Origin of the sequence: Paenibacillus sp. S25, from assembly GCF_019454085.1 — a bacterium.
Lineage (GTDB): Bacteria > Bacillota > Bacilli > Paenibacillales > Paenibacillaceae > Paenibacillus > Paenibacillus polymyxa_B.
On the sequence record NZ_CP073683.1, the window covers coordinates 1,591,373 to 1,613,489 of the forward strand.

Annotated in this window: 19 protein-coding genes, 1 tRNA gene and 1 pseudogene; 15 read left to right on the forward strand and 6 right to left on the reverse strand. The window is 41.0% G+C overall.

Annotation, left to right across the window (positions count from 1 at the left end; genetic code table 11):
- Positions 1–136: 136 nt before the first annotated feature.
- The 8 genes from KAI37_RS06870 (at position 137) to KAI37_RS06905 (ending at position 6,731) form a co-directional block, all read left to right on the forward strand.
- On the forward strand, positions 137–694 hold the full coding sequence (locus KAI37_RS06870) for an SMI1/KNR4 family protein (protein WP_220030964.1): 558 nt from the start codon (positions 137–139) through the stop codon (positions 692–694).
- Positions 695–944: 250 nt separating this feature from the next.
- Positions 945–1,658 (forward strand): HAD family hydrolase, encoded by a 714-nt coding sequence (locus KAI37_RS06875; protein WP_220030965.1) that lies wholly within the window; start codon positions 945–947, stop codon positions 1,656–1,658.
- The gene (locus KAI37_RS06880; protein ID WP_220030966.1) at positions 1,655–2,242 is read left to right on the forward strand and encodes a GNAT family N-acetyltransferase; all 588 of its coding nucleotides are present in this window, start codon (positions 1,655–1,657) and stop codon (positions 2,240–2,242) included. The genes KAI37_RS06875 and KAI37_RS06880 overlap by 4 nt, the downstream gene beginning before the upstream one ends.
- 217 nt (positions 2,243–2,459) lie before the next feature.
- Positions 2,460–2,942 carry a ribosomal maturation YjgA family protein gene (locus tag KAI37_RS06885; protein ID WP_104495044.1) on the forward strand — a complete coding sequence of 161 codons (483 nt, stop codon included), beginning with the start codon at positions 2,460–2,462 and terminating at the stop codon, positions 2,940–2,942.
- 60 nt (positions 2,943–3,002) lie between these two features.
- Positions 3,003–4,214, forward strand: coding sequence for a rhamnogalacturonan acetylesterase (locus tag KAI37_RS06890; protein ID WP_076293766.1), 1,212 nt, complete (start codon positions 3,003–3,005; stop codon positions 4,212–4,214).
- 115 nt (positions 4,215–4,329) lie between these two features.
- Positions 4,330–5,274: a class I SAM-dependent methyltransferase gene (locus KAI37_RS06895; RefSeq protein ID WP_076293765.1), complete on the forward strand. Its 945-nt coding sequence runs from the start codon at positions 4,330–4,332 to the stop codon at positions 5,272–5,274.
- Between the two features lie 309 nt (positions 5,275–5,583).
- Complete coding sequence (locus KAI37_RS06900; RefSeq protein ID WP_220030967.1) at positions 5,584–6,141, forward strand: hypothetical protein; 558 nt, start codon at positions 5,584–5,586, stop codon at positions 6,139–6,141.
- A 29-nt stretch (positions 6,142–6,170) separates the two neighbouring features.
- The gene (locus KAI37_RS06905; protein WP_220031447.1) at positions 6,171–6,731 is read left to right on the forward strand and encodes a GNAT family N-acetyltransferase; all 561 of its coding nucleotides are present in this window, start codon (positions 6,171–6,173) and stop codon (positions 6,729–6,731) included.
- A 2-nt stretch (positions 6,732–6,733) separates the two neighbouring features.
- Here the strand turns inward: KAI37_RS06905 and KAI37_RS06910 are convergent, their stop codons facing one another.
- Positions 6,734–7,075 (reverse strand): GIY-YIG nuclease family protein, encoded by a 342-nt coding sequence (locus KAI37_RS06910; RefSeq protein WP_104495054.1) that lies wholly within the window; start codon positions 7,073–7,075, stop codon positions 6,734–6,736.
- Positions 7,076–7,108: 33 nt separating this feature from the next.
- A complete protein-coding gene (locus tag KAI37_RS06915) occupies positions 7,109–7,867 on the reverse strand; it encodes a DUF2087 domain-containing protein (protein ID WP_220030968.1) in 759 nt (252 codons plus the stop codon).
- Between the two features lie 358 nt (positions 7,868–8,225).
- Between KAI37_RS06915 and KAI37_RS06920 the strand changes: the two genes are divergently transcribed.
- The 5 genes from KAI37_RS06920 (at position 8,226) to KAI37_RS06940 (ending at position 18,373) form a co-directional block, all read left to right on the forward strand.
- Positions 8,226–10,241: a fibronectin type III domain-containing protein gene (locus KAI37_RS06920; protein WP_220030969.1), complete on the forward strand. Its 2,016-nt coding sequence runs from the start codon at positions 8,226–8,228 to the stop codon at positions 10,239–10,241.
- A gap of 79 nt (positions 10,242–10,320) precedes the next feature.
- On the forward strand, positions 10,321–16,164 hold the full coding sequence (locus KAI37_RS06925; RefSeq protein ID WP_481856614.1) for an RHS repeat-associated core domain-containing protein: 5,844 nt from the start codon (positions 10,321–10,323) through the stop codon (positions 16,162–16,164).
- A gap of 114 nt (positions 16,165–16,278) precedes the next feature.
- Entirely contained in the window at positions 16,279–16,923 is a 645-nt protein-coding gene (locus KAI37_RS06930) for a YfjL-like protein (RefSeq protein ID WP_071640030.1), read from the forward strand.
- Positions 16,924–16,986: 63 nt separating this feature from the next.
- On the forward strand, positions 16,987–17,787 hold the full coding sequence (locus tag KAI37_RS06935) for a barstar family protein (RefSeq protein ID WP_071640031.1): 801 nt from the start codon (positions 16,987–16,989) through the stop codon (positions 17,785–17,787).
- 28 nt (positions 17,788–17,815) lie between these two features.
- Positions 17,816–18,373 (forward strand): hypothetical protein, encoded by a 558-nt coding sequence (locus KAI37_RS06940; protein ID WP_071640032.1) that lies wholly within the window; start codon positions 17,816–17,818, stop codon positions 18,371–18,373.
- A 105-nt stretch (positions 18,374–18,478) separates the two neighbouring features.
- Here KAI37_RS06940 and KAI37_RS06945 read toward each other — a convergent pair whose 3' ends face one another.
- Together KAI37_RS06945 and KAI37_RS06950 are read right to left on the reverse strand one after the other, a co-directional pair.
- The gene (locus tag KAI37_RS06945) at positions 18,479–18,700 is read right to left on the reverse strand and encodes a helix-turn-helix domain-containing protein (RefSeq protein WP_010349271.1); all 222 of its coding nucleotides are present in this window, start codon (positions 18,698–18,700) and stop codon (positions 18,479–18,481) included.
- A gap of 151 nt (positions 18,701–18,851) precedes the next feature.
- Positions 18,852–19,064, reverse strand: a complete 213-nt coding sequence (locus KAI37_RS06950; RefSeq protein WP_023987741.1) for a helix-turn-helix domain-containing protein — start codon at positions 19,062–19,064, stop codon at positions 18,852–18,854.
- Between the two features lie 284 nt (positions 19,065–19,348).
- Between KAI37_RS06950 and KAI37_RS06955 the strand changes: the two are divergent.
- Positions 19,349–19,748, forward strand: a pseudogene (locus tag KAI37_RS06955) (hypothetical protein).
- 47 nt (positions 19,749–19,795) lie between these two features.
- Here KAI37_RS06955 and KAI37_RS06960 read toward each other — a convergent pair.
- Entirely contained in the window at positions 19,796–20,101 is a 306-nt protein-coding gene (locus tag KAI37_RS06960; RefSeq protein WP_071640033.1) for a hypothetical protein, read from the reverse strand.
- A gap of 164 nt (positions 20,102–20,265) precedes the next feature.
- On the opposite strand from KAI37_RS06960, the gene KAI37_RS06965 reads away from it, so the two are divergent.
- Positions 20,266–20,339 (forward strand) — tRNA-Pro (locus KAI37_RS06965).
- A 215-nt stretch (positions 20,340–20,554) separates the two neighbouring features.
- On the opposite strand, the gene KAI37_RS06970 is transcribed toward KAI37_RS06965, so the two are convergent.
- Positions 20,555–21,826 (reverse strand): MFS transporter, encoded by a 1,272-nt coding sequence (locus KAI37_RS06970; protein ID WP_071640034.1) that lies wholly within the window; start codon positions 21,824–21,826, stop codon positions 20,555–20,557.
- Between the last annotated feature and the right edge of the window lie 291 nt (positions 21,827–22,117).

The window sequence follows — 22,117 nt, forward strand, 5'->3', positions numbered from 1 at the left end:
AAGTACATATTTTTGGAAAAGACCTAAGGGGATATTTTATGGAAGGCCCGCCGTGTTGGTGAAGTTGAAGTTACAAGCCTGGTAGGCCTCTTGACCAATCCGGTCAACTAGCTAGCTGCTGAGGAGTCGATAAAAGATGGATATCGCTTATATCATAGATTTATTACGTAAACACGATGTGACCTTAGCTCCAGGATTATCCATGCAAGAGGTTGCCGACGTCGAAGGCAGGTATGATATTCACTTCCCGCCCGATTTGAGGGAGCTTCTGATGAGTGTTCTTCCCATCGGTAAAGGCTTTATCCCTTGGAGAGATACATCACCACAGCGGATGGGTGTAATTCGGCAAAGGTTGGATTGGCCGCTGGAAGGTATGATTTTTGATGTAGAGCAGCATATATTCTGGCCTCCCGAATGGGGCGAAAAACCGACAGATTCGGCGGAAGCCGTTGATATATGTAAACGTGAGTTTTTACGTGTGCCCAAGCTAATCCCGATCAACGGACATCGATATATCCCAGAGCAGCCATGTGAAGAAGGAAATCCGGTATTTTCAGTGTATCAAACGGATATTATCGTGTATGGGGAATGTTTGCAGGAGTATTTCAAGCTGGAATTTGGGGAAAAGCCTTATGAACAAATTGATTTTAATGCCGTAAAAAAAGTGCGTTTTTGGAGCAACTTGTGTGAGTGAGTGTCCGGAAGATGAATAAGTCGAAACGAAGGAAGGGGAGCATGATGTGAAGGTGGAGCAGGATTTGGAAGAAATCAAAGAAAGGTTGACTCAGATCGAGACACAACTGGAACAAAAGTCGACCTCCAAGAGAATCTTGAAGTACATGATCATTATTTTCTTGTCTATTTTTTTTCTTTTATTTCTAATAGGAATTATTCAATTTGTTTCAACCTAATCGGTGCAAGAGGATGAAGGAAGGGAGCTATTTATGTCCATAGAAGCGATTATTTTTGATCTGGATAATACTCTTATTCATCGTAAACAGGCGTTTGCGGCATATACAGAGCGCTTTATAGAACGATTTATTGTGGCAGAAGAACCGGCGAGCCGCGCGGCTGTCGTTGAACGGATACGTTTGGCGGATCAGGACGGGTACCGGGATAAGAGGGAACTGTATACCGAGCTGCATGCAGACTTGGAACTGAAAAATCCCGATACGTCAGTAGAAGAGATGCTGGGCTTTTGGTATGGTGAATTTCATAAGTTTACGGTGTTGATGGACGGGGCCAAGGAAGTGCTGTCCGAACTGCGGTCGCGTGGCTTGAAGCTTGGTATTATTACCAACGGCTCACTCCGTACACAGCAAGCGAAAATCGACCGAGTTATGCTGAGGGACTATGTGGATTCTATTATCGTATCGGGCGGCGTCAACATCCAGAAGCCTAATCCTCGAATTTTCGAGTTGGCTCTGAATGAGCTGGACATTGTCGATTCCGGCCATGCCTGTTATGTAGGCGATCACCCGACAAATGATATTCGTGGTGCACAAAGTGCAGGATTGCATACCATCTGGCTCGAAGGCTTTATGACGTGGCAGGAAACGGGCATTGTACCGGACTATCAGATTGGGAGTTTGCGTGAAATCACAGGTTGGCTGGATCGTCGCAGTTATTCAACGAATAAGGAGGAGGGGGCATCATGAGTATGGAGCAGCAACCGAATCCCATTCTCTTATCGTTCCCTGACCAATTCCAGACGGCACGATTGACCATACGCGCTCCGCAATGGGGGGATGGGGCGGCAGTCAATGAGGCGATACGAGAGAGTACGAATGAACTGCGGCCTTGGCTTCCGTTTGCAAGAAATCTTCCTACGGCAGAGGAATCTGAAATCCGTTCACGCCAAGCCAGACTTAAATTTCTGGATCGGTCTGATATGATGTTGTATATATTTGATACGGTTTCGGGAGAATTTGTAGCCAGCAGCGGTCTGCATCGTATTGATTGGGATGCACGAAGATTTGAAATTGGGTATTGGCTCAGAACATCATGGACCGGAAAAGGCATTATAACAGAGGCCGTGCACGGTATTACGGATTTTGCCATACAGCATTTGCATGCCAATCGGGTGGAGATTCGTTGTGATTCCAGAAACACGCGCAGCGCCAAGGTAGCGGAACGTGCAGGTTTTACACTGGAGGGGATTTTAAGAAACGTCGAGTATGATGAAGAGGGAAGCATGGTACACCAAATGGTTTTTGCCAAGGTGCGTGGTATTGAATTTTAGTATCCTCACACGAACAGTTTGGAAGTTGCTGATACGTTTGTACGATATTACGGAGGCTTATTATGATTAATTATATTATGAAAAATACAGACAAGCTGGTGTGCATACAATATGACATCAGCAAAAGCAATCTTGCAAGCGCTATCCAAGAGAGGATGCTTTACGAATTTCCAGTAGCTTGGCGGAGATGTCCTAGCATTAGGACAGGTGATTTAGCATGAGGAGCGTTCGTAAGAGCGTCATCAGGAAGGCCAATCGGGAAATAAAGGCGGAATTCCGCTGGAAGGCTCGCGCTGCGTACCTAATTGCTGTGCTGGTCACGATTTTGTTGGGTTTGGGAAGCCGGGTTTACTCCTCCCGGTTGCCTGAATTCGTTGCTGATCACTTTGGGGATGCCTTGTGGGCGTGCATGATTTATTTTGGGCTGAGAATGTTGTGGGTGAATCGTCAATTGTCTGTAGCCCTGTGGGGCAGCTTACTGTTTTGCTTCGCCATTGAGTTCAGCCAGATGTACCAGGCTCCCTGGATTAACCATATTCGGGCAACGACGCTGGGCGGCTTGGTGCTTGGGAAAGGGTTCCTGACCGCGGATCTGATCAGGTACACAGTTGGCATTGTGGTATCCTGGGCGCTGGACCAAGGCTGTCAAAAGCTGGCGGGGATCAATACACGTATAGACAATGACAAACCACTCAAATAACCTGAAAAGCGAGGGTTGCGCTTGAAACAAAAGGGAAAGCGTCACAGGTTGTTCGGTAAGATGATTGGATTATGCGCAGGGTTCAGCTTGTTGTTTGCAACCATACTTATCCCAGGGCAGGCACTGGCCGAAAGACAGCTTGCGGCGCCTCTTCGATTTGACTTTGGCCCTGGGAACGTAGCTGACGGCTACACCCAAGTCACTGCCAAGGATGCTTACACTCCTGAGCGAGGCTATGGATTTACCGATCTTTCCAAAGTGAATGAAGAGGATCGTGGTGGAAGTGATGCTATACGCTCAGATTTTGTTCGTGTTCAAGGATCAACATTTGTTGTCAATTTACCACCTGCGGATTACACGCTTTCCCTCATTGCCGGAGATACTGCCGGAAACACAGACATCACGGTTAAAGCCGAGTCCATCGTCAAGGTAGAACCTACTGCCAAAACAGCAGGACAATTTGTCGAGGCTGGATTTGAACTTGCACTCATCGATGGTCAGCTCGAATTGTATTTCTCAGGTAATGAAGCGAAGATTAACGCTTTGGTTATTACTCCAAAGGATGCTCGAACGGCTGGAGAACACCCTTCGGTATACCTTGCGGGAGATTCTACGGTTCAAACCTATAAATCCGCGATGAAGCCTCAGGCGGGCTGGGGGCAAAAGATTGCTCCGTTCTTCACTGATGAGCCTATTTTTGTGAACCGTTCTATTGGTGGACGAAGCACGAAAACCTTTCTGGTACAAGGGCGGTTAGATGATATTTTACGCAATATCCGTCCAGGAGATTATCTGCTCATACAGTTTGGGCATAATGATGCCGCGATCAACAACCAAGAGCGTTATGTTTCACCCGCGGATTACAAAGTTTACTTAAAAACCTACATCCAAGGAGCCATCCAACGCGGTGCAACACCTGTGCTAATTACTCCTGTTGGCCGCCGGGATTATGATGCGGCAAGTGCCTCGTTTCGGATTAGTTTCCCGGAATATGTGCAGGCCATGAAGGAAACAGCATCGGAGACAGATGTTGCGCTGGTCGATCTTAGCCGCTTGAGTGTAGCGTACTATGATACACTTGGTCTGGAAGGAACACTCCCGTTATTTTTACACTTGGAGCCAGGGGTGTATCCTGCATTTCCTGATGGAGTGAAGGATGATACACATTTTCAGGAATACGGTGCGGAGCAAATAGCTCGCCTGGTAGCCCAGGGGATCCGTGAGCTGAATATTCCTTTATCCTCTTATGTACAGACGGAGGATTCGCAATAAAACACGATTTCCATAGCCATGGTATACTTAGTAAATAAGCTGGCCCTACCCAAAGATAACATTGTTTAGGCTTGGGTAGGGCTTTAATGTTCTGGATCTTAAGGAGGAAGCGAGAATGGCAGTCGCTCAACTTCATAATCTTATTAACGGTCAACTCCTGTACAATCAGCATCGGAGTTTATTTTATATGCGCGAGGGTTCTGTTCTGTTAGGACCTTCATCAGAAATGACGTACTGGCTGACGCAGAGAAGCTCAGAACTGATTCTCATGCTTCAAAGCATGAAGCGCCAGCATATGTATAACGCTTTTGTGAAGGATGTAGCGGCTAAAATACTGTCCCAGTTTGTAAATACCAATCAGTATCTACATTTTCACACAGATCATGCGAGGGAGCTTACGGAGCTGTATGATCGACTCTTTACTCGGATTGAAAAACTGTTCCAGAAGAAATTTATAGATAGAGCAACCCTGGACTTGCTGCTCCAGCAGCATTACGGGCATTTGAGGGATTTTTTAATTCGTACCAATGGACGTGAAATGTTTGCTAAGTATGCAGAGTGTGAGTATACCTTTTGGATACCTTGTGAGGAATATACGCCGGAGCTGCAAGCCAATCTGCTAGGATTGGACATTGCTCGTGTGCAAGAGCCTGTTCTAGATGTTGGTTGCGGATCTGAGGCGCGGTTGGTTACTTATTTACGTGCCTGTGGAATTGAGGCTTACGGAACAGATCGGTTGGCTGAAACAGAAGGTTGTATCACTCGAGGAGATTGGTTAGAGACCACCTTTGGAGAAAGTGCATGGGGGACGATCATTTCACATATGGCATTCTCCAATCATTTTATACATCATCATCTGAAGGCAGATGGTAATATTCATGAGTACGCTCGCAAATATATGGAATTGCTTAGAGCCATTCGGCCAGGAGGGAGTTTTATTTACAGTCCGTGCCTTCCATTTATGGAAGAGCTTTTGGATGCTCGAATGGGTTATCAAGTAGAGTATATCCAGTCATCTGAAGGTTACAGGGCCACGAAAATAACGCGTATTCATTCATAAGCGCGAGTAGTAGTCCATTCATTTGTCAGATTCATTCTTGGAATGGTAGTATAAGGATAGATATTACTCTATTTGGGATTCAGTTAATGATAGAGATTCTCATGATGATAATTTGACACCATTATAGGATGATCATTAGCAGCATGGCTGCACTAAATAATAATGATTAGCCTACGGATAACGGAATTTTCAGGAAAGATTAAACCATATTTTCCTAAAAGCCGATATATGGGAATGAGGCGAGAACATACTGTTATTATACCCGCCCGAAAATGGATATATATAATTTGGGTTAGGAGAGTAGAAGAAGTGTCAGATCTGTATACGAAAAAAGAAGTAGAAGATTATGTAACGAACGTGGTTTTCGAACGACCTTTAGGTGTAAGCATTTCAGCCATTTTATTGATCTTTAATGGAGCACTTCTATTGGTGACCCAGTTATTGACGCTTAATGCATTAAATGAGGCTTCTACGTTTGTAGGCATTTGTAGGGGGATGTTTCAAGGGTTTATCGCGTTACTCGGTTTGGCAGGGACGACTGCCGGTGTCGGCATGTTATTTGGTAAGAAGTGGGCTTGGTGGCTCGCAGTATTTTATTTTACATATGAGACCATGCGTTATACGTGTGCAATTCTGTTTATTCCGGATGTCCCTCCAACGTTGGGCGGTGTACAGCTAAACCCTGCTCTATACTACGTAAAATATGGTATGCGTATTATTTGGAATTTGTTGTTTACGTTGTTCATGTGTCGTAGTAAAGTGACTGTTTTTTTTCAAACAAGTGAAAGCAACAAGTGGAGAGCATGTATTGTATTATTCTTCATAAATGGAGTGATGGTTGGGATTGGCTGGTGGCTGATAAGGTAGGTTCTTCGATGTAAAGGAGGAGATGGATAATATCAATGGAAACGTTTCCGATTTTAGAAACCGACAGGCTTCGTTTAAGACAGCTTACAGTTGGGGATGCGGAGGATGTGTTCGGCTATTTCTCCAAGGATGAGGTCACACAATATTATGACTTGGAAAGCTTTACAGAGGTAGAGCAAGCCGAAAAATTTATTCGTTCGATGCTAACCAGATATGAGAAGCAAGAGGGCTTTCGTTGGGGGATTACGTTAAAAGAAGCTCCTGAGCGGATCGTGGGTACAATTGGATTTCATAACTGGCAGAAGAAGCACTCCCGTATTGAAATCGGCTATGAGCTGGCACCGGAATATTGGCGGCAAGGTTTGATGACAGAGGCGATGAAGGTGGTCGTGGATTATGGCTTTCGTTTGCCGCATGTTCACCGTATAGAAGCCTTCATTGATCCAGATAACGAAGGCTCCAAATGGCTGCTGCTCAAAAGTGGCTTTACTAAAGAAGGTCACCTAAGAGACTATTTTTATGAAAAAGGTCAATTTGTCGACGCTGTTATTTTTGGATACCTTCGGGAAGAGCATCCTGTGGATCGGTAAGTTTACAAATACCCTTTGTCCCCGTAAGGCTGGAGTCGATCAAGCCAGGTCTGCTCCAGCTTTGCTAGTGCATCTTTGACATCAAAGAACACGGAGTCCTTTTTCTTCAAAACGTCCAGCACTTCAAATTCAAACGAATCTTCGCCGTATTCATTCCATTCCTGTTGTAGTTGTTTGTTCTTAAATCCACCCATGTTCAGCTCAAAACGCCGTCCATTCAGCGACTTTAAATTCGGTGTGGAAGAGACGAAAATTTTCCCATTACGTGTATTGCGAATGCAATAGATTCCTGCTTCCGTTTTAATCTCCATGTACTGCTGCACCAGTTCTTTTCTTCGATTCATTGTCGAATCCTCCTATTGTATAAACGTTGAGATTCAAGATTCCTTCAACCAATATTCACTGCCATCCGGCTTGCGATCCAATAGACTATATTCAATCATATATCTTCGCACCGTGACATAATCGTCATACACTTCCTGTAAAATCGCATTGATATCCTTCTCATGATATATTTGTCCCTTCACAAAACGGCCCGAAATTTCACGCAGCACAATCAGCTTGTGCTTTTCTTGCATTTTAAAGGTCTTTAGGCGTCCGTCTGTCCCATTCGGAAAATACTTCGTGAGTACTTTTTGCCTTTCGTCTTCCGTAATGTTGTAGCGTTCGTCCACCATCCGTGCTCCTATGGGTACTTCTACAATGGTGGGAGCGTGACGGTCTTTCTCCTTTAGCAGCTCCATTAATGTGAGAAATACCTTGGCTTGCCGTTCTTTTTCTTTGAGACCAAAGCGATGATTGCGTATGGTGGATGCGCTACCGATTCCGGTTTCCTTTTGAATATCCGCATCGCCCATGCCTTGATAAAATAATTGGAGCAATCGATTCTGATGATCTGTCAGTCCGGTTAACTTTTTGTCCAGGCCGATCAAATAGTCAAAGACTGAACCATACGTCCGCTCAATATGAAGGCGCATGTACCTCTCGGCATCATAAAATACCCCTTGATCCTGATATATAATGCCTTGCTCATATCGCTGTCCGTCCAACAGGCAAATTACCTGCTCTCCTTGGCGAATATATCCACGCTTCAGTTCTTCGATACCAGCATTCCAGAACAGTTCGGAATGATCCATTTTAGCAAACACCTCAATTAAATGATGATTATTTTATAGACAATATAACATTTTGTTTATTTTAAATCAATGAGTGGGAGGATTCTAAAAGTATACTGGATATTCAAATTCATATAATGTTTAAAAAAGGATGTTATTGTTTTAAACATAATTTATGGCAATTTAAAAATATTTATATATTTTCCTTTATTTCGACAATCTTCGCTATATACAAATTTAATACGACATTGTTATCATATGTAAATCAAAATACATTTTTCTGAAAGAGGGCCAAATATGATTGAATTATAAATTATTTTTAATTTCAGTATTCTTCTAACTAGGCATTACCACTATATGCAGGAGGATGATTTTAAAAATGAAATTTTTTTTAAACGAAATGAGGCAGCGAGGGAAAGGAAAGAATGCTAAACAATTCTTTTTAATCATGCTTTGCTTATTTGTTTTTTTATCTCCGTGGAGCGTAGCTGTGTTTCCTCAAGCAGTAGTGTCAGCAGCATTTACGGGTGGAATACCAGATCTGTATCCACCACCAGACAGAGGAGGATCAATTGGGCCTCCTGAAGAAAAGCCAACGCCTTCAGAACCATCGTCTACACATGAAACTGTAACGTTGTCGGATGGTTCGATTGTACATGTGCAGGCAAGTTCCCCTTATATCAATTTCATTCGAAACAATGTAGTCGTTTATTCCAAAAATCTTGGGGCTGCATTATCGGTTAAATTTTACAATGTCTCGGTATCTTCCAATGCTATAACGGTAAATTACTTTTATATAAATGAGTGGAATGGATCCAAATCCTCAGGAACTTTTACATACTCAGGAATTGTCTTAACCACTCCAGCCAGTCCACACATAAGTTCCAATATTACAGGGATGACGAATCAAAATGTTCTTATCCAATTGGATGGAGTGCCTGCCAATTCTAAAAGCGAGTATAAAATCGGTGTGAATGGTACGTGGACTCCATATAGTAATCCATTTCAGGTGTCTGAAAACACTACTATTTTTGCTCGTTGTACAGATAAATACGGAAACCTCAGCACTGTGAATTCATTGGTGATTAGCAACATTGATAAAACACCACCTGCCCCACCGTCATTTAGTAATAGCCCTCCGAATGAAGTAGCAAATAATATCAGAGTGACAATCAACTATCCTACTGATGCAGCGACAAGGGAATACCGTGTCAATCAAAGCGAATGGAAGGTGTATAACTCTCCCATTGATGTCAATGAGTATGGAACGCGCATACAGGCACGCGCAACAGATAGTGCCGGAAATATTTCGCAAGTCACGGAATCGGTCCTGAATTTGATTAATAGAGCGCCAGTACTGGTTAAGAGCATTCCAGCTACCACGATTGAAATGGATGAGGGAGTCTTAATTAAAGATGTATCCGAATATTTTACAGACCCTGACCATCAGCAACTTCAATATTCGTGTACGAATTCCAACTCAGCCGTAGTCACCCATCAATTGGTCAAGGACTCAAAGGGAAGTACCTCAATACTGAATTTGCAACCCCAAAGCTCGGGAGAATCCACAATAACGGTAATAGCTACAGACCCATTAGGTAAGTCTATAACGCAGAATTTTGTTGTAAAAGTTTTGGATACCAAATATATAGAACAATTGGCCAAAGCTACAGCAACGGTAGTGCAAGCCGAGACAACCCAATTACAAAATGATGTAAATGCAGCTGTAGAGTTAATAAACAAACTTCGTGATCCGGACAAGGGCAAGCTTGTTGAAAGGGTAGTAGCATTACAGAAAATCATTGATGCAAAAGCTGCCTATGCTGAACAGCTAACGACAGCTACGCAGGCAGTTGAAAAAGCAGAAGCTTCAAAATTACAAACTGAGATTAATATGGCCCGAGCTCTAGTAATAAATCTCAATGATGCAGACAAACAACAGCTTAACGACCGATTAGATCATATACCAGCTATTGATGATTTGCCTAAGGATATAACAAGTCCTTCCAAACCTAAGAAATTAGCAGGCTCCAGACCTACGCCGAATAGCATTGTTTTAACATGGGAAGCATCTACCGATGATGTTGGGGTCGTTGGCTACGATGTTTATCGTAATGGTCAAATGATAGGCACTACTAAGGATTTAACCTTTCATGTAGACTCATTAGAACCTCAAAAGATATATATGTTCGCATTAAAAGCCAAGGATGCGGCTGGAAACTATTCGGAGTTTAGCAATAGTGTCAAAAGTGGCTTATCCAGAAAATGTAAATATATTTATGACGCTAATGGAAGGCTTGAGCATATTGAACAGGATGGTCAGGTTGTTTTCCAATATCAATATGACTCTAATGGTAACCTGATACAGATTATAAAAGTGAGCAGCTCCAAATAAATGAGTAATTTAATTTAAAGTCGGGAATGGAGAGAAGAACTTGCGATTTAGAACAGTAAGACGTCATATAGCGATAATCATGATTATTACATTTATTTTTGGCACAATTAGCGGCCTTGTTCCTCCAAATGTATTCGGTGCAGGGAAGGACAATTCGCAATATTCGGCGGATCAAATGGCTGCCCGATTTGGAGTCACATCATCTTTTCTTTCGGAACAATTAAAGAAAGGTTATTCATTAAATCAAATTTATACAGCGTTATATATGGCTGAACAGGATCATATAAGCTACGATCAGGCAGTAGCTTTGTTATTTCCTTCAGAGGAAAACCAATCACAGACTGTAACAAGTGACGTATATAATAAGCTATCGGATGCTCCACTAGATAACCTGATTTCTCATAGTGTTACAGATGATGTTTATCCAACAGTTAATCCTGATCCTACGAATCCTGCGAACAAAGTCACCGAAGATGTATATCAGACGGATTTCCTCAAACAAAGTCTCATGGCGAATGTGCCGCAGCTTCCACCTATTAGAGAGGAAGCGCCTGTTTACAATAAATCTTCATTTAATGAGGCTCCTTATTCTGTTGGCGATGATAAAGAATCGATATCCACTCTATCAGGCAGCTTATCGCTGCAAAATACAGATTTAACGCTGCCTGGACGAAACGGACTGGGTTTTTCTTTGACGCGTCAATATGATACTAATCGTGCTCAATTTTTTGACAAAGGCGCTGAAATTGTTGATAACAGTGCTGCTGTGCAAAATTACTATGTCTACTTTAAGGCGATGATGAAACCTGTTACCAAGTCGTACAAGGTAGCCTATCAGCAAAAAAGATGGGTGCAAGAGGACACAGACGGTGATGGGAATGTTGATGTGAATACCTATAATCTTCAGCCGGAAACAAAAGTTATAGGCACATACACAACCTATGAAGCTGCTAGTCAAGCAGCGGGGCAAAAAATAACCTATACTACACCTTCGGAATCCAGAACAGAAACAGATTATAGAAGAAGTAAATCCAGAAATGATTTTGTTAGTTCCATAAAATATGATCATCATGGATTTAAAGGGACTCTTTCTCAAAGTGGTTCACCTTATGTTATTTCTGGGAGCGAATCTCAGCCTGTTTCTATGGGTGCAGTTGATTCGTGTAGTTTTTTTGGTATGGGATCTTACAACTCACAAGGGTATTATTCTGGTAGTAGTATTACAAATTGTGGTAATTCAATGTCTTACTCTTCTGCTAATGGATTTAGTGGGACACTTTATGCCTACAATACTTATTATTCTTCGACTTGTCCAAGTTATGATAGTTCTAGAGCAAATTCTATATGCTATGTATCAGGCACTAAATATTACAAAGGATCTGTTTCAAAACCAGGGTATGATACCCGAGAATGGAGGCAAGATTACAGCGGAACCGTTACTAAGCCAGGTTATACCAGCGATATTGGTTATAGCGAGTGGACTAGCAACGGAAAAGGCGGAAGGACAAGAACGGCCTTTACCATGGAGGGCTCACCGCAAATTGAAACGATTGTTTCAGAGGGGCTCGAAACGGCTGTTCGTCGGCAGACAGCCCTGTTCACAACGATTGCTGAGGCTGAGCTTTATAGGGACTTAATTAACAGTAATCCTCAGACTGAAATTCCGAGTGATGATGGGAATAAATATTATATCGCAGCAGATGCGGATGCTACCGTTTTTGCTGAGATTGTAGCCTATCAACCTTCATTTATTTTTCAAAACCGTACCTATCCTGCCATGGAAGATCAATTGAGCCCTCTTGGCAAGGGGTGGTCATGGAATTTACCTTATGTAGAAACCAAGGAGGGCAAGCAGTACATACACTTGGGGGATGGTGGCAGCTATGAAATTGAGGGTGACCAGCTCAAAGGTTACGACTGGAAAGGACTCACCTTTACTCCTGATACTTCAGTAACAGTTAATGGAGAAAATTCAGCCTATGTATTAACTTCTGTTGATGGAACGAAAAAACAATATTTCTCCAAAGACGGGCAGTTGCTACAAATTGAAGATGCATATCATAACACGATAAAGTTCAATTATGAACTCAATGCTACTTATAAACGTAAATTGCTTAGTAAGGTAGAAGATGCAATCGGCGACTCGATTGATATTCAATATACGGCTACAGACGTTACTTTGTCTAAAGGAAACCGCACAGTTGTCTATCATAAACATACAGAACAAGGTGTTGAATTACTGGATTCAGTGACAGATGCCGAAGGCAGAAAAACGACATATTCCTATACACTAGCACCGGCCAAGTTTAATTTGAGTGCGTCACATCCAGAAAGACAAATCTCTAATCCGTACGCTTTGTTAACCAAAGTCTTTCATCCTACAGGAGCCTCTACTTTGTATACTTACGAAGACCAGCCAGTAAAACGCTATATTGGCTCCAATTCGGTAAACGAGGCATATAGAGCGGTCTCACGTGTAGATCAAATCACATATCAAAATAATCGAACGGAAAACTATAATCAGGAAACGATTCATTATAATTCTGATATGGCTGAGAGCTATGTGAAAGATAATTCGTTCTCTACTGTAACTGACAATGGATTAGTTCGCTCGACCTTCAATTATACTAAAAAGTTTATTAGTGCAGACACGCCACCACAGTATTATCTGGATCAATCTGTGGTAAAAGCAGGAGATTCTGAAAAGAGTACAGCTTATCAATACGGCAAGCAGGTGACAGGCAAAGCCTATACGGTACCTGTTCCAACCCGCACTTCGTCCAGCAATAATCAAAATGGAGACGTTTTGACAACGGCCGTTGAGTATGATGATTACGGCAATATGACAAGCTCAGTGGATGAAAAAGGTTCACAAACTGCGTACACGTATGACGACAAGCATAGGATTAAAACAGTTACGGAACCGATTGATTCCAACAGCACTGGAGTTACAGAGTACATTCGAAATCCACAGGGGAAAGTAACGCAGGTCAGCGTCTACAAGGATCATTCCGGGGGAGAATTACTACAAAAAGTAAATTACGCAGTTTACGATGCTTACGGAAATACAAAGATTCAGACGATTGCAAATGGTAACAAGTCCGTGACCACAACAACGGATTACAGCCCAGCCTACGATTATGCTTTTCCTACGCAACAAACTGTAGGGGTTACAAATATTGATGGAGAAAAATCTATTGTAACCATTCAGTCAGAGTATGATAAGTCAACTGGTTTAATAACTTCCTCGCTGGATGGGAAAGGTCAGAAAACTGGGTATCAATACGATGCTCTTGATCGCGTAAAGGCTGTAACCTATCCGGACGGTAAAAGTATCCGTGTTGCCTACGATGATCTTGAGAACACCGTAACGGTTACGAATGAGCTGGGGATACGAACAAAAACACGTTACAATGCTTTGGGTTGGAATATCGAGTCAGGGCTGTATGAAGGTAACGATTACGTGATTAAGTCCAAATCAGCTTATGACGCTAATGGCAGATTAGTATCCAGTGAAGATGCGCTTGGGCACCTGACACGTTATGGCTATGACGCTTGGAGCCGTACAACGTCAACAGCCTACGCGGACGGATCACAAGCAGTAGTCGAGTATAATGATGCTCTTCGTCAAGTAACTCAACGAGATGGCGAGCTTAATGAACAAATTCAAATTTACGATAAATGGAATCGTCTGGTGCAAAACAAGGAAAAATCAGCAATGGACGGTATTGAGAAAATAACTTCCAAAGTAGAGTATGATGCTGTAAACGATCAGATTTTAAAACAAACCGATGTCAATGGTAATGAGACTCAATTTTCATATAATGCCTTGGGTGACCAAACATCTGTGACGGAGCCAAACGGTGAAACGACGAAGTACACTTATGATATGCTGGGGAATCTCACTCAGATCACATATCCGGATGGTCATGCCAAGGTGAAGGCGTATGATGAATTGGGTAGAGTGATTCAAACCAAGGATGAGAAAAACCAGGTAGAGAAGCGTTATTTTGATACCAACGGGAACTTATCCAAGAAAACAGACCGCAATGGGAACGTCACTTCATTTGAATATGACAGCCGTAATCGCTTGAAGTCGCGTGTAGGAAAAGATGAGACGGTCAGCTACGTATATGATGCTGCGGGCAAACGCCTAAGTATGACAGATCAGACGGGTACAACATCCTATGCGTATGATCCGTATACGGAGCAATTAGATACCTTGTCTTACCCGGATGGTCTAAAGCTCTCCAATCAGTATGATGCTAATGGGAATCGAGCTGAAATGACAGGACCATTTGGCGAGCAAGTAAACTACACGTATGATCAATTGAACAGATTGAAGACCGTAGGCAGCACAAAAGATAAGCCTGTTTCGGAATATTCTTACACCAAGAATGGATTGCTGGATTCAACAGTATCTGCAAATGGTTATCGCCAGCAAAACAAATATAATGGGATTGAGTTAGTTGAATTAAAGCACACACGATCTGATGTGGAAACGAACAGCTTTCAATATAGCTACGATCCTGGTAAAAATATTACGAAACGTACTCAAAATGGTGTAGAGGATTCATTTACGTATGACAAGCTGAATCGGATTGCTACCTCCACCGAAAATCAGGATGCTTATTCGTATGATGCTAGAGGGAATCGTCTTACGATGGAAACGGAGAGAGCTCCTCATACGAAGCCGCGTGAGAATCGCTTCGACGATCAGAACCGATTGACTCAAGTCAAGGTCAATGGAAAGCTCGTAGAGTACCAATACAACGGGGATGGGTTACTGACAGACCGTATACAGGATGGCGCTCATACCCGATACTACTACGATGGAAACAGTGCCCAAATCATAGCAGAGGCTACGATTGAAAATGGAAAGCCTGTTTTAAAAGCCAATTATATTCGCGGTCTGAAATTAGAGGCTATAGCCTATGCGGATCAAACCAAAGCCTATCCAGTCTATAATGGTCACGGAGATATTATTGAAATAAGAGATTCATCTGGAGCCTTGCTGAATCAATATCAGTATGATATCTGGGGCAATGAAGAGGTCAAGGAAGAAAAAGTCCATAATCCATTCCGTTACTCTGGCGAACTGTGGGATGATACAACAGAACTGCAATACCTACGTGCCAGATGGTATGATCCTGATAGTGGAAGGTTTATTAATGAAGATACGTACGATGGGGAAATTAATGATACATTGAGTTTGAATTTGTATACGTATGTGAAAAATAATCCGTTGAGCTATGTTGACCCAAATGGGCATGATGCGATTATTATTACAAATCCTGAACTTGCAGTTGGATTTGGGCATACTTCGGCATTAATTCAAGATAAGAATAAAATTTGGTCTTATTTTTATTGGGGAAATAAAAATGTACAGTATGAGCAGATCAAAGATTCTAAAGCTTTAAAAAGCTTGGAAAATTTAAATAAATGGGGAAACGAAAAAAAGCTGCCTGGATTTGATAAGGCTGGTTATACAACATCAACATATATAAAAGGAGATTTTAATGAAAGTTCAAAGAAAGCTGTTAATTTGGAAAACACTCATTTAAAAAATGGTAAGAACAATGATTATGCGTTTATAGGATCAAGTTGTCTTGATATGACAGTACAAATACTTTCACTAGGTAAGTTGTACAATGGAACTAGTGCATCCAGATTTTTTGATGGTATTTGGAGTGATGAGACAACTGGAGACCAAATTCCAAATAATGCTGCCAAGGAATTTAAAAGCACTTTTTATAACGATGCTTTTACAATAAGTGATTACAATAAACAATTGCATGATTCTTATGATTCATACTCACGTATGGGTTGGTTAAATAGTAAAATGAACTTTGCTCAATTTAATATGTATCGAATTAATATATTATTAGGAAGAACAGATTTACCAGGGGCCATTGATCTTTAAACAGTGATCTCCATAAGTAAGAAATATATTACTAAATAAATCGGCAATCTGAGTAGAATTATTGCTTCTACTCAGATTGCCGACAATGTATTTATAACAGGAGGGTTTAATAGAGTGGTGAAAAAAGCTGTTTTATTCGTGATCATTATTGTAATTGCATATACAGTTGTATCAATTACAACAGGAAGTCCGATAAAAAGAGTCCAATTTCGGAGCAATGTTACTGACTACCTACATAAAACGTACACTATGAACTGGAAAATTGATTCAGTTGATTATGATTTTAAAAGAGATAATTTTTCGGCTAATGTAACGTCTAAATCTGGGACCTCTTTTATTGTAGAAGACTTTAACGGGCAGATAATAGATAATTATGCATCTTCCGTCTGGAGGGATGAGCTAAAGACGGCAGTGGCCCAAAAAGTAAAGCAAGTTACAGGATCAGATGCAGAAGTCATCATAAATGTTTCTCATATGGGGCGGGATGCTTTAACCTACCATGACGAGGTTCCAAGCTATTCTAAGGTTAGTCAAAAACTCTCCTCAGAAGCTTCAATTTATATTAAAGGTAACTTTTCAGCCACTCGTTATCTTCAAGAGATGTTGGAAATAAAGCAGTGGATTGTTGAAAAGAAGTATGATGCTTCGTTAACGTTTGAGCCCAAAGATAAGGACGTTTACTTCTATTTACCTACTGAAGATCTGAAAAAAATTAAAAAGCCAGAGGATCTCAATCCTTATCGGCTTCAAAATAATTGATTATTGCTCTATTCCGAAATGCTAAATTCTACATTCCTTAAAATTATTGTGAGGAGATATGATATGAAATATAGATTTGCTGTCATTGACGATGAAATTGGGCTCACAGTTGGCTATTGTAGAGATGTGGTTGGTTTAACGGGTGATATCATTGTCGAAACATATGAAAAGGTCATTTTTGAGCAATTTGTATTTAACGAAGAATTCATAGAAAACATAACAAAGACAAAACAATCTGTATACAACTTGTACATTGCTATTTTAAATGATGAAGAAACAGTGATTGGAAGCTATCATTATCACCTACCTGAATCCTACATAATCCATAAACTAAACCACAATAAAGGAAACTTCAATCTGGAGTTAACAGGTATACTTGAAACGAAGCCCTCCCCTGTGGAATTAAGATTATGGGAGTTTTTAAAGGGCGCTCAGTCGCTTGAAAATAATATATGGCAAGGCTTTTCTAAAGAAGAACGGTCTGGGTGGCTAAACGTGACTAGAATACATTCTGCATCTAATCATTTTGCCAGACAGGATAAACGAGGAGAAGTCTACACCTTAGACGGCGAATACATATCTGATTTTATAACATTTTTTATAGCACTTGGTGAAGCGATTAATGGCCCCGGAGGGTACTATGGATTTAGCTTGGACAGTATATCGGACTGTCTCTGTGGAGGTTTTGGGACAGTAGGACCGTTCACGATCCATTGGGAAAACGCACATTATTTCTTGGAAAGATTCGAGGAAGAATGGGATCAAGAAGAGAGATGTTATGGATTTTCACCACAGCAATATTTTACGGATCTTCTAACGATCTTAGTATCAGGTGGTGTTACCGTGAATTTTTCTTCGAATTAAGATAGCTAAGCAAGAAGGGATTTTTGAAATGGAATATAAATTAATGCAACCACCTTTTGACATGAAAGAATACTCTGAAATGAGTAAAAACGAAGCTAAAAAACATTTTAATTGGTTTAAACAGCAAATACCTTCGCGTTTAGAGCAACTTGGCGCATTTTCACAGATACATCTGGATTACACTGATCGTTCGCTCATAGATATTTGGGAATGGTATCTAGGGAATATACAGATTCAAAGTAAAAGTGCTTCAGAATTAGATGAGGAGCATTCAGAAACCGAAGAAGGGTTGAAGAGCTACATATATGAAAAAAAACTCGACACAAAGTCTCAAGCTTTTACACTGGATATTGCCATTTATCTAGGAGAGGTTGTAAAAAGTAATCACAGTGGGTTGAACTGGGGAGTTGTCTTTAAACCAAAGTCTTATATTAGCGTAAATCGTCCTGTTATCACTGGTTTAACTAAGGAAAAAGATATGGATGTGATCATGATCGTAACGAATAAAATGTACTCAATTTTAAAAGGACAACGTGACCCTAATGCATTATTTGATATTTATCATACATGGGAAGAGTTTATTTGAAATCGCTAATTATGAAGGGGTTAACGATGATCGAATCTAATTGAGTGGGAAGATCGGTAAAAAAGTATTTTGAATATTATACAAGAAACATAGAGCCGTAACATGTTAACGGCTCTCTTCGTCGTCTTCCGGCAAGTATTCGATCAGTTCACCAGGGAGTACGCCAAGGGTTCTACAAAGTGTATTCAAGGTTGGAAAGTCAATTCGGGCATTTGCGTTGGAGGCCAGAGCTTTAACCGTATTCCTATTAATTCCCGTAATAGAAACAATATCTTTCTGTTCGAGCCCACGGTCTTTCATAATTTTATCAAGAGAAAATCTAATCACAACAATTCCTCCAAAAGTAATCAAGTAAACTAGCTGATAAGTGTAGATTAGGGGGAATATATTTGTAAATAAGTAATCTAGTTAACAAGATTATAAGTAAACTAATTTAATGCCTTCATAGTATCAAAATGTTTTAAAATTAGCAACAGTTCTAGTCTGTATCATCCTCTACATACTCGATAACATCTTGAACATGGCAATCTAGAGCTTTACAGATTTTATCTAGCGTATCAAATTTCACACCGTCTGTTTCTTCGTTGTAAAGTTTGGTGATTCCGTTTCTATGTAATCCAGTCATGCGGGAAAGCTCGGCAATATTTATTCGTTTTTCGCCCATAATACGGGAAAGATGAATCTTTATCATATTTTCCTCCAGCTAAATGCATTCTATAGTGTTAAAAAGCAACATCAAAGTATTGACAATAAACACTGTTCGATGTGTTCTGAAAACAACAAAAATAACACTGTAATGTGCATTTGGTTTATTGAAATGTTATTTGTGAACGTCGTAGTAATATGCTTATCGTACCAAAACGTTTTACAATTAGCAATTAATTATCGTTCAATCACCTAGTGTGAAAAGCTACCTGTAGAAGAAAGTATATTGGCAAATAAGAAACTTTGAACAAAGGAATGGAGCGAGGATGTATGACAGAATGGGTAATGGGATTGGAACGGGTATCCATGGTTCAGGGGCCGTATGATTCACCTCATGCATATGAGATATGCGAAGGGGTTCTTTATGACCATCAATACTTCTTTTACCTCGAAAATGGCATACTGTATCTGCGCCATGTGAAGAAGGTGGAGCAATCATATCATACACATCTTTACCTAGATGGAGAGCGGAGGCTTGCAACTGGCAGAGGGTGTACAAGGGGAAGTTTTGCAAGTTGTCACGGAGATCATCGAACGCTTACGCGCTAAGGATGGACTGACATTTTTATTCGATGAACTGCTGTGGCTACATGGGAGGGGACCCATTGAATTAAACCTTTTTAAGAAGGATGAAGTGACCCCAAGTGGCAGACAACTTGCTACGAAATAAATGATTCTTATGCTCCATATCATGGAACTTATCGAATAGAAAAAAACTTATGATTTCAGTGAATGTACCAGTTGTTGACTGATGGAAATGAGCGGATATCGAATCAATATGGTCAATTCCACCACAACAGCATCAACAGAGGGAGTAAATCCAAAATCACCTCTCAATAATATGTTTTGCTGCTGCTTTGATGAAGGAAATTCCGGTTCATCCAAGCCATATTGTCCTTTAATTCTCTCTTTCGTTTCATGATCTATGACAAGGTTATCCTGTGCACAGGTATAGCAGATAGGAACACTTAACTGTATTAAAAGAAGTAATGCAACGGGTATAAGCACTTTTTTGCTCTGCATGGCTAGCTCCTATGATCTCTGTTTTTGACCTCTTAACTTTTGTATCTACCATAATGAAAAGAACTTAAAATGCAACGGAAGAATGAGGAAATAATCCCTTTACAGGATTTTATGACCAGAATATAATGGTAAATAACAGCATCGATCTACATACACTTGGTTATCGGGGTATAGCGCAGTCAGGTAGCGCGCACCCTTGGGGTGGGTGAGGTCGTGGGTTCGAATCCCGCTACTCCGATTTCAATCAAAATGTCCTGCTGATGCAGCTAATGCGTCTGCCGGGCGTTTTTTTTTGAATATTACATACCCTATCGTTTTTGTCTCTACTGGGTTATGACGAGCTAGTTGCATGCAACGAATGTATGAAGCCACCTCTGCACTGGAATTGGAGGCAGAAGTGGCAATTCAACAATCGCTGGCGGAATGGTCGGATGTATGACTTTTTTAATTTGCCTATAAAGATTCCTGAAGAGCCTTGGAAGAAGTGCTGTAATCAGCATAACGGGGAAGCACAATAGTGTAGTATATTCCTACAATAACGGTACAGACCCCAACTAATAAAAACAAGACTTCAATTGAAATAAATGAAGGAAAGCTTACAGCAATGAAACCTAATGTAAGAGACTGGGACAGCATCATTAACGGATTAATCAAGCCTTGCACACGTCCCATCATTTGAGGATCTACAATACGAGGAAGCCATCCTCCTATGCCAATGTTAATGAACGGCAGTATCAGTGCAATGACAAAGTTGATAATCAGAAAAGCATAGAGGTGGCTAACAAATCCAAGTGTGCACATACCCATCCCGGCTACCAGGACTCCCGCTGCAATCATTTGGTGTAGCTTTAGCTTGGCGGAGATGAGGGACGCGATTAGGGTACCAAGCAACACACCAGCTCCAAAAATAATACCTGTCCAAACCATATACTGCTCATAGTTGCCTGGAGCTAGCTTATATTTAAGAATAAACATCGGTAAAACGCTAAATCCACCATTTAAAATACCGAACATAAAAAAGCCTGAAACCAACCAAAGCAATAGTCTGTTGCGTAATATGTAAAGAAACCCTTGTTTAAAATCGATCATGACAAGTTTGAATTTTAATTGTTTGAATTGATGTGCCCCGTTCGGAAGGCGTACTTCCTTTGGAATTTTGCAGGAACGAATAAGCAGTGCAGACACAATAAAAGAAATTGCATCAATTAGGATGGCTCCAGTAATTCCAAAGTGCCAGTAAACGACGGCCCCCAGAGTTCCTCCAAATAACATGAAAAGACTCCCCATCATTTGATTGAGGCCTGCGGCAATAGTGTAATCATCTTCGTTTAATATTCCCTGTATAATGGCACTTTCGGCTGGGAAGAAAAATTTGGAGGCAGCACTACGGATAAAGAGGAGAGCAAATATCAAAGGAATCGAATCGACCCAAATAAAAATAAGCAAACATAAGGATAAAAAAGCGCTGATCCAGTCACAATTAACAGCAATTTTTTGTCGATCCATCCGATCTGCCAGCACTCCAACCACGAGAAATACTACCAGCATCGGGAGCGAATACATTAACTCGGCAAGCGTTGCATAGTATGGCTGATTTGTAAACCGTTTCAATAAATAAAACATGAATGCAGTAACCCCGATAATTCCTCCCATTTGTGAGGCGAAGGTTGCCAGAAAAAACCTGACATAATTCTTGTTTCTGAGTACTTGTTTTAATCCAGTCACAGTTCCATCCCTTTCGCTTTCAAAGCGGTTTTTAGATGCCTAAGTAAAATAATAGTGAAAAGTAGGAATATTGTACAGAAAAGTGACTTTAATGTCACTTTAAGTTTGAATTTGCATCGTATCAGACCCTCTGCCTTTTAAATTCTGCTGTTAACGATAATCACAGGGGGGTGGACTGGGAAGTTGTTTTCAAAATGGTTTGGCGTAGTATGAGAAGCAACAATAAACTAAAATAACCAGCCGTCGGTTGATATCCGACGGCTGGTTATTTTAGTTGCTAGGTGTTTGATT